Origin of the sequence: Agromyces subbeticus DSM 16689 (assembly GCF_000421565.1) — a bacterium.
Classification (GTDB): Bacteria; Actinomycetota; Actinomycetes; order Actinomycetales; family Microbacteriaceae; genus Agromyces; species Agromyces subbeticus.
In genome coordinates, this window is the sequence record NZ_ATXG01000002.1 from 109,911 (window position 1) to 124,977 (window position 15,067).

The window sequence follows — 15,067 nt, forward strand, 5'->3', positions numbered from 1 at the left end:
TCGTCGCGCTGCCATGATGGGGTGCTGCGCTGCATGACGGCTCGTCGCGCTGCCATGATGGGTGGGTGGATGACTCGACAGACCAGGTGCCCGCCGACCCGTCCCGACACCGCGGCGCCGAACAGCAGATGATCGACCGACTCTGGGACTTCAGCGACCCGGCGGCCAGCGAGGAGCGGTTCCGGGAGGCCGCCGACGACGACGGCAACTCCGCGCACCTTCGCGCCGTGATGACGACCCAGCTGGCCAGGGCGCTCGGCATCCAGGGCAGGGCGGGGGAGGCACTCGCCGCGCTCGAGTCGGTCACCGCCGGAGTGCCCGCGAGCGATTCCCCGGCGGATGCCGCGGAGCTGCGCGCGCGAGTGGCCATCGAGCGGGGGCGGCTCGCGGCATCCGCCGGCCTGCCTGCCGACGCCATTCCCGAGCTGACCCGCGGGGTGCGCGAAGCGGCGCTCGCGGCCTCGCCGTTCCTCGTGCTCGATGCCCTGCACATGCTCGCGCTGAACGACGCCGGGCACGAAGAGGAGTGGGCCGCTGAGGGCTTCGACGTGCTCGCCGGTGTGCGCGACGCCCGGGTGCTGCGGTGGGGCATCGCCCTGCACAACAACCTCGGCTGGACCATGCACGACGCAGGCCGGGCCCAAGCAGCGCTCTCGCACTTCGAGCAGGCGGTCGAGGCGGCCGATCGCTTCGGCACGACCGAGCAGCGCCACGTCGCCCGATGGTCGGTCGCGCGCTGTTTGCGCAGCCTCGATCGCATCGACGAGGCCCTCGCTCTGCAGCGGGAACTCGCTGCCGCGAGACCCGATGACCCGTACGTGCAGGCCGAGCTCGCCGCGCTGACGGAGGCGGAGCCTACGATCGACGCATGACCGAGGGCGCAGACGCGATCACCGACGGGGCGACGCCGCCGGGATCGTTCACCCTCGATTCGCGCCTGTCGGGTGCCCTGGGCGGTCGCACGGCGCAGGCCTTCGAGCGTGGATTCGGGCACCGAACGGTCGGCGACCTGCTCGCGCACTACCCGCGTCGCTATGCGATGCGCGGTGAGCTCACGGCGCTCGCGACGCTGCCGCTCGACGAGAACATCACGATCATCGCCGAGGTGATCGAGGTGGGCGAGCGGTCGATGCGCGCCCGGCGCGGCTCGATCGTCGAGGCGAAGATCACCGACGGCACCGGCGTGCTGACCCTCACGTTCTTCAACCAGCGCTGGCGCGCGGCCGACCTCCGCCCAGGGCGGCGGGGCATCTTCGCCGGCAAGGTGAGCGACTACAAGGGACAGCGGCAGCTCGCCCACCCCGACTACGAGCTCTTCGACGATGCCGCCCCGCTCGAGGCCGGCGACGCCGCGGCCAAGCGATGGGCCGAGGCGCCGATCCCGATCTACCCGGCCACCGGCACGCTCGCCAGCTGGCAGATCGCGAAGGCCGTCGAGCTCGTGCTCGACGGGCTCGCGCCCCTCGACGACCCGCTTCCCCTGAGCGTGCGGCAGTCGCAGTCGCTGCTCGCGCACCGCGACGCCCTCGAACTCGTGCACCGGCCCGAACGCGACGGCGACTGGAAGAGCGCGCGGCGCACCCTGCGCTTCACCGAGGCGTTCGTGCTGCAGACCGCCCTGCTCGCCCGCCGAGCCGAGTTGAGGACGCACGCGACCGCTGCACGGCTTCCTGTCGCGGGCGGGCTCCTCGAACGGTTCGACGCCGCCATGCCGTTCACCCTCACGGGCGACCAGCTCGAGGTCGGCGCCGAGATCGCCCACGACCTCGGCGAGCCGGTGCCGATGAATCGGCTGGTGCAGGGCGAGGTCGGCTCGGGAAAGACCGTCGTCGCGCTGCGGGCGATGCTCGCCGTCGCCGACTCAGGCGGCCAATCGGCACTGCTCGCCCCGACTGAGGTGCTCGCGGGCCAGCACCTCAGGTCGATCGCGAAGATGCTCGGTCCCGATCTCGCGGCCGAGCTCATGCCCACGCTCATCACCGGCCAGCTGCCTCTCGCCGAGCGCAAGAAGGCGCTGCTCCGCGCGGCCGCCGGCCAGTCGCGCATCGTCGTGGGCACGCACGCCCTGCTCGGCGAGACAGTCTCCTTCGCCGACCTCGGGCTCGTGGTGGTCGACGAGCAGCATCGATTCGGCGTCGAACAGCGCGAGGCGCTGCGGCTCAAGGGCCGCAACCCCCCGCACGTGCTCGTGCTCACGGCCACCCCCATTCCGCGGACCGTCGCGATGACCGTCTTCGGCGACCTCGACGTCTCGACCATCCGCGAGCTTCCGGCCGGTCGCGCCGGCATCACGTCCCAGGTCGTGCCGCTCGCGATCCGACCGGCATGGCGGCCCCGCATCTGGGAACGCCTCGCCGAAGAGCTCGCGCAAGGGCGCCAGGCGTTCGTGGTGTGTCCGGCGATCGAGCCGAAGGTCCTCGAAGAGGGCGCCGCGGCCGAGGCCGCCGTCGCCGAGGCGGGCTCGGGCGGCAACGCACCGACGGATGCCGCGGCCCCCGTCGCATCCGTCGCCGCCGTGCTCGCCGAGCTGCTGGCGCATCCCCGGTTCGCCGAGACCCGCGTCGCACCCCTCCACGGGCGAATGTCGGCCGACGAGAAAGACGCCACGATGCGCGCTTTCGCGGCCGGTGAACTCGACGTGCTGGTCGCCACGACCGTGATCGAGGTCGGCGTCGACGTGCCGAACGCGAGCGCGATGGTCGTCGTCGACGCCGATCGGTTCGGCGTCTCGCAGCTGCACCAGCTGCGCGGCCGGGTGGGGCGCGGCAGCGTGCCGGGCATCTGCCTCCTGGTCACCTCGGCCGTGCCCGGCTCGCTCGCGCTGCAGCGTGTCGAGGCGGTCGCGGCCACGCTCGACGGCTTCGACCTCGCGCAGGCCGACCTCGAGCTGCGGCAAGAGGGAGACGTGCTCGGCGCCACCCAGTCTGGCGGCCGTTCCTCGCTGAAGCTCCTCAAGGTGGCCCGTGACGGCGACCTCATCGCCGAGGCCCGCGAGCTCGCGCACGACGTGCTCGCGAGCGGTGGGGGCCTCGCCGACCATCCGGCCCTCGCGGCCGCGGTGCGCCGTCGCCTCGACGAGGAGACGAGCGGTTACTTGAGCAAGGGCTGAAACCGGAGCACGGGCTGAAACCGGAGCACGGGTTGAAACCAGAGCAAGAGTCGAGGCTGTGCACAGCCTCCGAGACTGTGCACAGCCCCTGACGACCGGCCACGCGGGCAGTACGCTGGAGCGTATGCAGCGGATCGCCGTCGTCCCAGGATCGTTCGACCCCGTCACGCTCGGCCATCTCGATGTCATCGGGCGGGCCGCGGGGCTCTACGACGAGCTGCATGTCGTGGTGGTGCACAACCCCGACAAGTCGGCGCTGCTGCCCATCGGCCAGCGGGTGTCGCTCATCGAGCGCTCGATCGCCGACGCCGGCATCCAGGGGCGCATCGTGGTCGCATCGTGGAGCATGGGTCTCCTCGTCGACTACTGCACCGACGTCGGGGCATCCGTGCTCGTGAAGGGCGTGCGATCGCAGCTCGACGTCGCCTACGAGACGCCCATGGCCATCGTCAACCGGCATCTCGCCGGGGTCGAGACCGTCTTCCTCCTTCCCGATCCGGCCAACGCGCACGTGTCGAGCTCGCTCGTGCGCCAGGTGTCCGCCCTCGGCGGCGACGTCGCGCCCTACGTGCCGGCCTCCGTCTCCGAGTACCTCCAGTCGGCGATGACGCCATGACCGACACCGCCGCCGTCACGGCGAAGATGAGCATCGACGAGGTCGGGGTGCGTGCCGCGGCCATCGTGCAGAACGTCGAGGCGGTCATCGCGGGCAAGCGCGACGCGGTCACGAGCGCCCTCACCGTGCTGCTCGCCGAGGGTCACCTGCTCATCGAAGACGTGCCGGGCGTCGGCAAGACGATGCTCGCCAAGACCCTCGCCCGCTCGGTCGACGCGACGGTCAGTCGCATCCAGTTCACTCCCGACCTGCTGCCGAGCGACGTGACCGGCGTCTCGGTCTTCGACCAGGCGAGTCGTCGCTTCGAGTTCAAGCACGGGCCGGTGTTCGCGAACATCGTGATCGGCGACGAGATCAACCGGGCGAGCCCGAAGACGCAATCGGCCCTGCTCGAATGCATGGAGGAGCGGCAGGTCACGGCCGACGGCACGACGTACCGCCTCGAACCGCCCTTCACGGTGATCGCGACGCAGAACCCCGTCGAGATGGAGGGCACGTACCCGCTGCCCGAGGCGCAGCGCGACCGATTCATGGCGCGCATCTCCATGGGCTATCCCTCGTCGGCCGACGAGCTGGCGATGCTCTCGACCCGAGAGACCTCGAGCCCGCTCGACTCCCTGGGGCCGGTCGTCACGCTCGACGAGCTCCGCGGCATGATCGAGGCGGTGCAGCACGTGTTCACCTCGCAGCCGGTCAAGGAGTACGCGGTCGAGCTCGCACGGACTACGCGCGACGACCGACAATTGCGGCTCGGCGCCAGCCCGAGGGCGACTCTGCAGCTGATTCGGGCGGCGAAGGCGCATGCCGCCATGCACGGTCGCGACTTCGTGCTACCCGACGACGTCGACGCGCTCGCGGTGCCGGTGCTGGCGCACCGCCTCGTGCCGACGAGTCGTGCGATCGGTGCGCATGACCGCGACAGCGGGCCGCTCATCGACGCCATCGTGCGCCGCATCGTGGGGGAGACGCCGGTTCCGGTCGGCAGCGCTCGAAGGAACTGACATGTGGCGCCCACGCTCCGTAAAAGTCGCGATCTGGCCGCGACTCACCCGGCGCGGCGCCACGCTCGTGATCGTGGGCGTACTCCTCCTGGCGCTGTCGCTGTGGTTCGACCTGCGCGACATCCTCGTGCTCGCTTTCGTCGGCATCGCGATGCCGGGCGTGGCGGCCCTCTTCGTCGCACTGCGCACGCCGCGCCTCGCCGTGACCCGGCGCTTCGCGCCGCCGGTCATCGCCGCCGGAGGTTCGACGCTCGTCGCCCTCGTCGTCAAGAACCGTTCACGCCGCACCTTCGACGGCGCCCACTGGCGAGACGGCGTGCCCTCCGGACTCGCATCGGCGCCCGAGGCCATCCTGCCCGCGATCGGCCCGTACGAGTCGATGCTGCCGGCAGGCGACGACACCGTGCGCCTCGAGTACCGGCTCCGGATGCCGCGTCGCGGCGTGTTCCAGGTCGGCCCGTTGCGCGTGGGCATCTCCGATCCCTTCGGGCTCGCCCGCATCGACCGCGACGTGGGCAACGGCCATGAGGTGGTGGTGACGCCGAGGGTGACTCCGCTCGATGCCGCTCTCGGCTCCGCGGCGAGTGTCGACGGCGTGCTCAACGGGCTGCAGCGACGCACGCACCCCAACTCCGACGAGCTGATCGCCCGGGAGTACCGCTACGGCGACCCCATGCGCCGGGTGAACTGGGCCGCCACGGCCCGCCGCGGCGAGCTGATGGTGCGCGAAGAGGAGCAGCGCGGCGATCCCGAAGCGCGCATCGTGCTCGACACGACGCTCGCAGGCCGGCCGAAGTCCTCGGCCTATCGCCGTGAGGGTGCCGAAGACACCCATTTCGGATTCGAACTCGGCGTCGAGGTCGCTGCCTCGGTGGGCATGCACCTGCTCGAGCGGGGGTTCCGAGTGCGATGCGATCGGGTCGACGATCCAGAGCGCAGCCTGCTCTCCGAAGACTCCGGTGCCGGCTATCGCATGCCCGGCGGCGATCACCTGCTGCTCGAGGGTCTCGCGCGGCTCGAGCAACCGTCATCGCACCCGTCGTCGCGTGACGTGCAGCACGCGCCGGCGCACGCATCGGGTCCGCGCGGGCGCGAGGCGCGCATGCCGGGCTTCGCCGTGCTCATCGATCCCGACGAACACGATGCCCGCACGCTCGTGGCGTTGCGATCGACCTTCGAACCCGCGGTCGCCTTCGTGACCGAGACGGTCGCCCCCTCGGTCATCGAGGCGCTCGAGAAGTCCGACTGGCGCGTCGTCCGCGTGCGGCGGGCCGCCGACATCGCCTCGGCGTGGGCGGGGTCGGCTGCTCCCATGCCGTCGTCCGCACCCACTGCGGTGAGCTCGACCGCTGGCGCCGCGTCGCCCGACCTGTTCACCACGGAGACGGGGTGAACGATGCGTCCTGACCCGATCCCTCTGTCGCGGCTGCAGCGGCTCGCTCTCACGGCGTCGTCGTTCCTCCTGCTCGTGGTCGCCACGATGGCGCTGGGCCCGCTCATCGCCGGCAGCGGCTGGTGGTGGCTGTGCGCGTTCGTGGCAGCCGGAACCCTGTTCTCCGGAGCCGGGCTTCGCGCACTCCGCACCCCGGCCTCCCTCGTGCCGGTGCTCGAGCTCGTGGTGATGCTGCTGCTGCTCACACTGGTGTTCGGCGGGTCGACGAGCATCGCGCTGCTCATCCCGACGCAGGGCACTTTCGAGACGTTCGGCGAGTTGCTCACGGGCGCGCAGCGCACGATCGAGCAGCAGTCGGTGCCCGCCATCCCGGTGCCCCCGCTGCTGTTCGCCCTCGCTCTCGGCGTCGGGGTGCTCGCGGTGTTCACCGACCTGTTCGTGCAGACCTTCCGCATGCCGGCGCTCGCCGCGGCCCCGGCACTCGTGCCGATCCTGGTGCCGGGGTTCATCATCGAGGCGGGCGCTGAGACGCCGACCCTCGTGCTCACGGCGGCCGCGTACCTGCTGCTGCTTCGCATCGACGTGCGGGTGCGGCGTCACGCCCGACTGCAGGCCGGCGATGAGGGCGACGACGCCGCCACGATCGTGCCGCCGAAGCGGGTGCCGATCGTGTCGACGCTCGGCGCCTCGCTCGGTCTCGCGGCGGTCGGCCTGCTGGCCGCTTCGGTGCTGGCGGCCTCCACGCCGAGCGTGTCGACGAGCCTGCTGCTCGGCTCGCCGAGCCAGGGCACCCTCTTCGCGCGCGGGGTCAGTCCGTTCATCGATCTCGGCCGAGACCTGCGCCGACCCGAACCCCGCCCGGCCTTCCACTACTTCGCCCGCGATGCCGATCGGCCGTACTTCACGCTGCTCACCCTCGACCGCTTCGAGGGCGAGGTCTGGGGCGCGACCGACGCCGCCGTCGATGGCGACAACACCGTCGATGCGATGCCGCGCCCCGACGGGCTCTCGGCAGAGGTGGCGACGTCGGAGCACCCCATCGAGGTGGTCGTCGACGAGGTGCGCACCACCTGGCTGCCGGTTCCATACCCCACGTCGCGCATCGAGGGGCTGTCGGGCTCGTGGTTCTGGGACGAGGGCTCGCTCGCCGTTCGCAGCGTCGACACGAACACCGGTGGGCAGCGCTATGAGGTGACGAGGCTCGAGGTCGAGCCGACCGTGGCGCAACTGCGCGACGCAGGGCGCCAACTGCCGTCAGAACTCGAAGCATCGCTCGAGATGCCCGACGAAGTGCCGGCGATCATCGCCGAGACCGCGGCAGCCGTCACCGCGGGGGCGACCTCGCCATATGACGCGGCGGTCGCGATCCAGGCCTTCCTCCGTTCTCCCGACTTCGACTACTCCACCGAGGCCCCGGTCGCAGACGGGTACGACGGCGGCGGGTTCGACGTCATCGCGCAGTTCCTCGAGGCGAAGGCCGGCTACTGCGTGCACTTCGCCTCGACCATGGCGGTGCTCGCGCGCGAGGCGGGCATCCCGTCGCGCATCTCGCTCGGCTACACGCCGGGCACGCCGACGCAGGAGCGGGTCGAGGGCATGCAGCGCGTCGAGGTCGACTCGCACGACCTGCATTCGTGGCCCGAGCTGTACTTCGAGGGCATCGGCTGGGTGCCCTTCGAGCCGACGCCCGGCCGTGGCAGCGTGCCGGGGTACTCGCGACCCGGTGCCGGCGATGAGACCGGGCCGACGTTGCCGAGCGCCGCCCCGTCGACACCGGGCTCGACCGGCCGCCCCGAGCTCGACCCCGATCGCGCGCTCTCCGGCCAGAGCGCCGACACGCTCGCGTCGAACGCGTGGTGGCAGCGCACCGTGCCCATCGCACTTCTCGTCGTACTGCTCCTCCTGCTTCCCGCGGCGCTCCGGCTCGTTCAGCGATCTGCCCGCCGTCGCAACATCGCGAAGGGCCGGCGACCGGCGGATGCCGCGTGGGACGAGGTGATCGCCACCGCACGAGACCTCGGCACGGGTGGCGATGCCACCCAGACCCCCCGAGCCGTGGCGACGGCGATCGGCGAACGTGCTGCGTTCCGCGAGCAGGCGCCGGCAGCCGCCCTGCTGTCCCTGCGAGACGCGGTCGAACGCGAGCGCTACGGCCCCGGGAACGGGTCCGCGCTCCACGACGAGGCGCTCGAGCAGCTCTCACTGGTGCGTGCGGCACTCATCGAAGGAGCGACTCCCGTCGAGCGTGCTCGTGCCGCGCTCGTGCCGCGCTCGCTCTTCGACGCCGCGCGCGGCGTGCTGGGCGAACGCCCATCCGGCGACGCGTAGAATCGTCGATCGTGGCCATCAAGCATTCTCCGTTCCGTGTGAACGTGCGCGACCTCGTCAACCATCCCGGCGAGATGCGCGAGCATCCCTTCACCGTGGCCGCCGGCGAGCAGATGGGTGAGGGACTCGTCGCGGTTCGCGCCGGTTCGGAGCTCGACCTCGAAGTGCGGCTGGAGTCGGTGCACGAGGGCATTCTCGTCACGGCTGAGATCGATGCGGTGGCCGAAGGGGAGTGCGGTCGGTGCCTCATCGACATCGCCCTGCCGGTCGAAGTCGAGTTCCAAGAGCTCTTCGGGTATCATTCTGGAGAAGCAATCGAGTATGAGGTTCAAGACGACCACGTGGATCTTGAATCGCTCATCCGCGATGCGGTAGTGCTGGCACTGCCGTTCCAGCCGGTGTGCCGACCGGATTGCCCAGGTCTCGACCTCGAGACCGGGCTCCGACTGGCCGATCATCCGGAACTCGTCACCCCTGAGCACAGCGATCCTCGTTGGGCCGCGCTCACCGGGTTCCAGGCTTCCGAAGACAGCGGTCCGGATGCCGAATCCGGGACCGACCAGCAGAGAGAGAGATAGTCATGGCTGTTCCGAAGCGGAAGAAGTCACGCGCCCGAACCCACATGCGCCGCGCGCAGTGGAAGGCCGAGGTCCCCACGCTCGTCAAGACCGTCGAGAACGGCAAGGTTACCTACAGCCTTCCGCACCGCGCGAAGGTCGTCGAGGATTCCGCGGGCACCCCGCTGTTCCTCGAGTACAAGGGCCGCAAGGTCGCCGACGTCTAGTCGGCACCAGATTCCCGAACGACCGGTCGTGACGCGAACGGAACTCAGCGGGGCCACGGATCGAACGCTCGAAGAGCTGCAGCAGCGACTGCAGATCTCGATCGATCCCGCCCTGCTCCTGCTTGCGCTCACGCACCGGTCTTTCGCGTACGAGAACGGCGGCATCCCGACCAACGAGCGCCTCGAATTCCTGGGCGACTCGATCCTCGGGCAGGCCGTGACGGTCAAGCTCTTCCGCGACCACCCCGATCTCGACGAGGGTGAGTTGGCGAAGCGGCGAGCGAGCCTCGTCTCGAGCGTGGCGCTCGCCGAGGTCGGTCGTGCGATCAAAATCGGGCCGTACATCCGGCTCGGTCGCGGCGAGACCATGACCGGCGGGGCCGACAAGCCGTCGATCCTCGCCGACACGGTCGAGGCGATCATCGGCGCGGTCTACCTCGACGCCGGTGGCGAAGCAGCCACCGAGCTCGTGTTGCGACTCGTTGCGCCCCTGCTGCAAGACCCGGCGCGCTTCGGCGCCGCCATGGACCCGAAGACGAGCTTGCAGGAGATGGCCGCCCGGCGCGGCACCTCCGCACCCGTCTACACGGTGACCGAGAGCGGCCCCGACCACAGCAAGCACTTCATCGCCACCGTCGCCGTCGGCGACCTGGTCGCTGCTAGTGGTGAGGGCTCGAGCAAGAAGCAGGCCGAGATGGCCGCCGCGCTCGAGGCCTGGGTGCGACTGAACGCCAACTGAGGCTCCTGCTCGATCATCGCTGTTCGAACGGCATACTGGTGTCGAACAGCTCGAGGGGGTGACTGCGTGCGACGAGGCACCAACGTGCACGCCCTCGGCGGGTTCAACCAGATCGTGATCCTCGATACGATCCGACGCACGACTGACGGACTCAGTCGGGTCGAGATCGCCGAGCAGACCGGCCTCAGTGCGCAGACGGTGTCCAACGTCTCGCGTCGCCTGCTCGATGAGGGCATCATCCGCGAGACCGGCCAGCGCATCCTCGGCGTCGGCAAGCCCCGGATCATCCTCGAGCTCGACCCGAACGGCGGCTACGCGATCGGCGTGCACCTCGATCCGTCGGTCATCACCTACGTCGTCCTCGACCTCGACGGTCAGGTGATCGCACATGCGTCGACCGCGACACCGTCAGGTACGACACCCGACGACGTCATCGACGGCATGCGCGACTCCATCGAGGCGATCATCGTCGACGCCGGCGTCGATCGATCACGCGTGCTCGGCGTCGGCATCGCAGCGCCCGGGCCCCTCGACCTCGACCGTGGTGTCGTGCTCGACCCCCCGCTGCTCGAGGGCTGGCACGGGGTCGCGTTGCGCGACGCGCTGGCGAAGTCCACCGGGCTGACTGTGCTGCTCGAGAAGGATGTCACGGCGGCGACCGTCGCCGAACTCTGGACCAGTTCAGCGCATGAGCGCGACGACTTCATGTTCTTCTACTACGGCACCGGCGTCGGAGTGGGCCTCGCCATCGCGCATGAGGCGGTGCGCGGTGCGACGAACAATGCGGGCGACGCCGGCCACATCATCGTCGATCCCGGCGGGCCGCTGTGCAGTTGCGGGCGACGCGGCTGCCTCGGCGATGCGATCATGCCGAGAGCGCTCGTCGCCCAGGCGACTGCCGCGGGCCTGGTCGACACGCCGAGTGCTCCGCTCGATGGTCGAGACGTCGACGAGGCGCTCGCGACGATCGCGGCCCTCGCGGCGTCCGGCGACCCTGCCGCAGTCGCGATGCTCGACGAGGTGGCTGATCGCACTGCGGTCGCCGTCGTCACCGTGGCGAACCTGCTCGATCTCGATACCGTGGTCTTCGGTGGTCCGTACTGGAATCGTGTTTCGTCGCACATCCTTCAGAGGATCTCGGTGCAGGTCAACACGTCCGAGGCGCTCGTCACCACGCATCCCATCGCCGTGACGGTGTCACGCATCGGCGACGACGTCGCCGCCGTCGGTGCGGCCTGCCTCGTGCTCGATGACGCGCTCTCACCGCGTCCGTCGGCGCTGCTCATCTCCGGCTGATCGCTCGATCCGCGGTCGGTGACCGGACCGCAGCCCCTTCGAGGGCCGACGTCCCCCAAGCGAGGGTCAGCAAATGCTGCCGAGACTGTTGACAAGAATTAGTCCATGCGTTTTAGTTATGCGAGATGGGCCCCTCGGCATCGATGCCGAAGCGGGAGAGATCACGGAATCAAGGGAGATCCATGAAGTCCACACTCGCCGCAACCGTCGCCATCGCCGCGACCTCCGCACTGCTGTTCACAGCCGCCGCTCCCGCGCACGCGGTCGCGCCCGAGCAGTCCGCCCGGTCGGCCGATCGAGCGCAAGCGGGCAACCGGCACGAGAACTCGCTCCGCGCTCACGCCTCGTTCCTCGCGATGCAGGAACACTTCGCCGTCGCCGACGGCAGTGGCCTGTATCGCGAGCAGATCCCGGTGCAGCCGGGCGATCGGCAGTACTCGTTCGAGTGGCCGTTCTCGCAGGCGCACATCGCCATCGCCGATCTCGCCAACCAGCCCGGCAGCAGCGGCCGCCGCTACGACGCCGCGCTCGTGACCGCGGCCGCAGCCCAGGAGCACTACTGGGATGCGGACGGCGGAACGACGGGCCTTCCCGGCTACGCGTCGTATCCCGTCGGCGAGTTCGGCGAGGGCGGCGACTACTTCTACGACGACAACGAGTGGGTCGGCCTCCTCGACGTGCAGCGGTACCTGACCGACCGCGATGAGGCTGCGCTCGCTCGTGCCGAGGAGATCTTCGCGCTCGTCGTCTCCGGGTGGGACACCGACCCGAGTCATCCGAACCCCGGCGGTGTCTTCTGGACGCAGGCGCCATGGAGCAATGACCGCAACACGGTCTCGAACATGCCGGGCGCCCAGCTCGGACTGCGGCTCTACCAGATCACGGGGGAGCAGAGCTATCTCGACTGGTCGCTGCGCATGTACGACTGGACGAACGAGAACCTCCAGCGCCCCGACGGCCTGTACTCCGACCACGTCGACCTCGCCGGCACGATCGAGCCGACGGTGTGGTCGTACAACCAGGGCGTGCCGGTCGGGGTGAACGTGCTGCTCTACGAGGTCACCGGCGAACAGCGCTACCTCGACGAAGCCTCGCGCATCGCCGAGGCCGCGTATCGGTACTACATCGACGAAGGGCGACTCGACGATCAGCCGGCATTCTTCAACTCCATCTTCTTCAAGAACCTGCTGCTCCTCGAATCGGTGACCGGCGGTTCGACCTACCGCGATGCCATGCAGCAGTACGCCGACGACGTCTGGACCGAGCACCGCGACCCGTCGACCGGGATCTTCTCGTTCGATGAGGGCCCGACCGAGCTGCTCGAGCAGGCCGCGGCGACGCAGATCTTCGCGGTCCTCGCGTGGACGCCGCCGCAGTGGCGTGATCTGTACTGACCCGGCGGATGCCGCCGGCATCCGTTCGATCATTCGGAGCACCGCGACGCGGCACCGTCGCCACTCGCGACTCCGACCGAAGAGGAAACCACAAGGAGATGCAATGAAGCACACGTTCACAGCCACGGTCGCGCTCGCGGCGGCCGGCCTCCTCGCACTGTCAGGATGCTCGGCCGACGACGGAGGATCGTCGAACACCATCAAGGTGGCCTACCAGAAGTTCGGCACCTTCACGCAGCTCGACGATCACATGAAGGAGGTCAAGGCCGCGTTCGAAGCGGAGAACGAGGGCATGACCGTCGAGCTGGTGCCGATCGAGGCGCAGCAGAACGACTACTTCACGAAGCTCGCGCTCATGAACCAGTCGGCGTCGACCGCACCCGACGTGATGTACGAAGACACCTTCATGGTCGAATCCGACGCGGACGCCGGCTACCTCGCACCGCTCGACGAGTACACCGAGTCGTGGGAGGACTGGGACGCCTTCTACGAGAACGCGAAGAGCGCCGGGCTCGGTGGCGACGGCAAGACCTACGGAATCCCCATGGGCACCGACACCCGTGCGCTCTGGTACAACACCGACGTGTTCGAGCAAGCGGGCGTGCCCGTGCCGTGGGAGCCGGAGACGTGGGCCGACGTGCTCGACACCGCGGCGACCATCAAGGCAAAACTGCCCGATGTCGTGCCGCTGAACGTGTACTCGGGCAAGGCGCAGGGCGAGGCCGCCGCCATGCAGGGATTCGAGATGTTGCTCTACGGCACCGGCGACACGCTCTACGACACCGATGACAAGAAGTGGGTGACCGGCTCGCAGGGCTTCGTCGACTCGTTGACCTTCATCGAGGACCTCTACCAGGGCGGACTCGGGCCGACCCCTGAGCAAGCGCTCGACAAGAACGTGGGCAACCTCGTCTCGGCCGAGTGGTTCCCGCAGGGCACGCTCGCCATCGGCCTCGACGGTTCGTGGTTGAGCGGCACCTGGCTCGAGACCGGCACCGCGCCGTGGCCCGAATGGAGCGACGTCATGGCGCAGGCGCCGATGCCCACTCAGGAGGGCGACGAGCCCGGCGCGACGAGCATGTCGGGCGGCTGGACCCTCGCCATGGGATCGAAGTCCGAGAACAAGGACGCCGCATGGGACTTCATCGCACTGGCCCTCGACAAGGACAACTCGCAGTCGTACGACATCGCCGCCAGCCAGATCGCCGTGCGCAGCGACGTCTCGGAGGACCCCGACTATCAGGCTGCGAACCCCTCGTTCGGCTTCTTCTCCGAGATCGTCGCCGTCACGAACTTCCGTCCGGCCACGAGCGACTACGGCCAGATCTCGAGCGAGATCACCATCGCGATGGAAGCCGTCATGACCGGGCAGCAGAGTCCGGCCGAAGCGGCCGCCGCCTACGACGAGGCCGTCATCGGCATCGTCGGCGAAGAGAACACGACGAGCGCGAAGTAGATCGTGGCCACGCTCCAACAGGTGCGACCGGCGGCCGCGCCGGGCCGGGGACGTGCTCCCCGGCCCGGCCGGTCGGCGGTCGGCGCCCGCAGGTCTCTCGTGCGGAGCATCCCGCTCGTGCCTGCCATCGTCCTGCTCGTCATCTTCCTGCTCGGCCCGGTGATCAGCTCGTTCTACGGATCGTTCACGGACGCATCGCTCACCGGATCGGCTGCGCAGGGCGCTTCGTTCGTCGGCTTCGCGAACTACGCCGAGCTCTTCGCCGACCCCGACTTCCCGAAGTCGGTCATGCTGACGCTCGTCTTCCTGGTCGCATCGGCGATCGTCGGACAGAACGTCATCGGGCTCGGGCTCGCCATCCTCATGCGCTCGTCGAACGGCTTCGCTCGGGGCGTCGTGGGCACCTTCGTCGTGAGCGCGTGGGTGCTTCCCGAGATCGTGGCGTCGTTCGCGGCCTACGCGTTCTTCAACGACACGGGCACGCTGAACACGATGCTCGCGGCCGTCGGCATCGACGGCACGAACTGGCTCTACGCGACGCCGATGCTCGCCGTGATCATCGCGAACATCTGGCGAGGCACCGCCTTCTCCATGCTCGTGTACTCGGCGGCGCTGCAGGACGTTCCGCCCGAGATCACCGAGTCCGCCGAGGTCGACGGTGCTCGTGGGTGGCAGCGGCTCGTGTTCATCACGGTGCCGATGATCAGACGGAGCATCTCGACGAACCTCATGCTCACGACGCTGCAGACCCTGTCGGTGTTCACGCTGATCTTCGTCATGACGGGTGGCGGCCCGGGTACCGACAGCTCGACGTTGCCGGTGCTCGCCTATCAAGAGGCGTTCCAGTTCGGCAAGCTCGGGTTCGGCACGGCGATCGCGACGATCCTCCTGCTCGTCGGAGCGCTGTTCTCGATCGTCTACCTGCGCGCGTTGAAGCCGGAGGTCGACTGA

General features: G+C 69.4%; 13 protein-coding genes. All 13 read left to right on the forward strand.

Annotation, left to right across the window (positions count from 1 at the left end; translation table 11 throughout):
• Positions 1-65 precede the first annotated feature (65 nt).
• The 13 genes from H521_RS21480 to H521_RS0104330 all read left to right on the forward strand — a co-directional run bounded on the left by H521_RS21480 (position 66) and on the right by H521_RS0104330 (position 15,067).
• On the forward strand, positions 66-872 hold the full coding sequence (locus H521_RS21480; protein ID WP_022891795.1) for a tetratricopeptide repeat protein: 807 nt from the start codon (positions 66-68) through the stop codon (positions 870-872).
• The gene (locus H521_RS0104275; RefSeq protein WP_022891796.1) at positions 869-3,109 is read left to right on the forward strand and encodes an ATP-dependent DNA helicase RecG; all 2,241 of its coding nucleotides are present in this window, start codon (positions 869-871) and stop codon (positions 3,107-3,109) included. Before H521_RS21480 ends, H521_RS0104275 begins: the two co-directional genes overlap by 4 nt.
• A gap of 124 nt (positions 3,110-3,233) precedes the next feature.
• A complete protein-coding gene (gene coaD, locus H521_RS0104280) occupies positions 3,234-3,725 on the forward strand; it encodes a pantetheine-phosphate adenylyltransferase (RefSeq protein WP_022891797.1) in 492 nt (163 codons plus the stop codon).
• Between the two features lie 26 nt (positions 3,726-3,751).
• A complete protein-coding gene (locus H521_RS0104285; RefSeq protein ID WP_026481898.1) occupies positions 3,752-4,726 on the forward strand; it encodes an AAA family ATPase in 975 nt (324 codons plus the stop codon).
• Position 4,727: 1 nt separating this feature from the next.
• The gene (locus H521_RS0104290) at positions 4,728-6,119 is read left to right on the forward strand and encodes a DUF58 domain-containing protein (RefSeq protein WP_022891799.1); all 1,392 of its coding nucleotides are present in this window, start codon (positions 4,728-4,730) and stop codon (positions 6,117-6,119) included.
• Between the two features lie 3 nt (positions 6,120-6,122).
• Positions 6,123-8,447, forward strand: a complete 2,325-nt coding sequence (locus H521_RS0104295) for a transglutaminase TgpA family protein (RefSeq protein WP_022891800.1) — start codon at positions 6,123-6,125, stop codon at positions 8,445-8,447.
• Positions 8,448-8,491: 44 nt separating this feature from the next.
• Complete coding sequence (locus H521_RS21485; RefSeq protein ID WP_425393576.1) at positions 8,492-9,025, forward strand: YceD family protein; 534 nt, start codon at positions 8,492-8,494, stop codon at positions 9,023-9,025.
• A gap of 2 nt (positions 9,026-9,027) precedes the next feature.
• A complete protein-coding gene (gene rpmF, locus H521_RS0104305; RefSeq protein WP_022891802.1) occupies positions 9,028-9,231 on the forward strand; it encodes a 50S ribosomal protein L32 in 204 nt (67 codons plus the stop codon).
• Positions 9,232-9,307: 76 nt separating this feature from the next.
• Positions 9,308-9,970 (forward strand): ribonuclease III, encoded by a 663-nt coding sequence (gene rnc, locus H521_RS0104310; protein WP_425393586.1) that lies wholly within the window; start codon positions 9,308-9,310, stop codon positions 9,968-9,970.
• Positions 9,971-10,036: 66 nt separating this feature from the next.
• Positions 10,037-11,266: an ROK family transcriptional regulator gene (locus H521_RS0104315; RefSeq protein ID WP_022891804.1), complete on the forward strand. Its 1,230-nt coding sequence runs from the start codon at positions 10,037-10,039 to the stop codon at positions 11,264-11,266.
• Between the two features lie 182 nt (positions 11,267-11,448).
• Entirely contained in the window at positions 11,449-12,660 is a 1,212-nt protein-coding gene (locus tag H521_RS0104320; RefSeq protein ID WP_022891805.1) for a glycoside hydrolase family 76 protein, read from the forward strand.
• Positions 12,661-12,763: 103 nt separating this feature from the next.
• A complete protein-coding gene (locus tag H521_RS0104325) occupies positions 12,764-14,116 on the forward strand; it encodes an extracellular solute-binding protein (RefSeq protein WP_022891806.1) in 1,353 nt (450 codons plus the stop codon).
• Entirely contained in the window at positions 14,117-15,067 is a 951-nt protein-coding gene (locus H521_RS0104330; protein ID WP_026481899.1) for a carbohydrate ABC transporter permease, read from the forward strand.

Excerpts from the sequence above, each read along its gene's own strand:
- H521_RS0104275 (WP_022891796.1), top strand. The coding sequence starts at position 869 with ATGACCGAGGGCGCAGACGCGATCACCGACGGGGCGACGCCGCCGGGA.
- coaD (WP_022891797.1), top strand. The coding sequence starts at position 3,234 with ATGCAGCGGATCGCCGTCGTCCCAGGATCGTTCGACCCCGTCACGCTC.
- H521_RS0104285 (WP_026481898.1), top strand. The coding sequence starts at position 3,752 with ATGAGCATCGACGAGGTCGGGGTGCGTGCCGCGGCCATCGTGCAGAAC.
- H521_RS0104290 (WP_022891799.1), top strand. The coding sequence starts at position 4,728 with ATGTGGCGCCCACGCTCCGTAAAAGTCGCGATCTGGCCGCGACTCACC.
- H521_RS0104295 (WP_022891800.1), top strand. The coding sequence starts at position 6,123 with ATGCGTCCTGACCCGATCCCTCTGTCGCGGCTGCAGCGGCTCGCTCTC.
- rpmF (WP_022891802.1), top strand. The coding sequence starts at position 9,028 with ATGGCTGTTCCGAAGCGGAAGAAGTCACGCGCCCGAACCCACATGCGC.
- H521_RS0104320 (WP_022891805.1), top strand. The coding sequence starts at position 11,449 with ATGAAGTCCACACTCGCCGCAACCGTCGCCATCGCCGCGACCTCCGCA.
- H521_RS0104325 (WP_022891806.1), top strand. The coding sequence starts at position 12,764 with ATGAAGCACACGTTCACAGCCACGGTCGCGCTCGCGGCGGCCGGCCTC.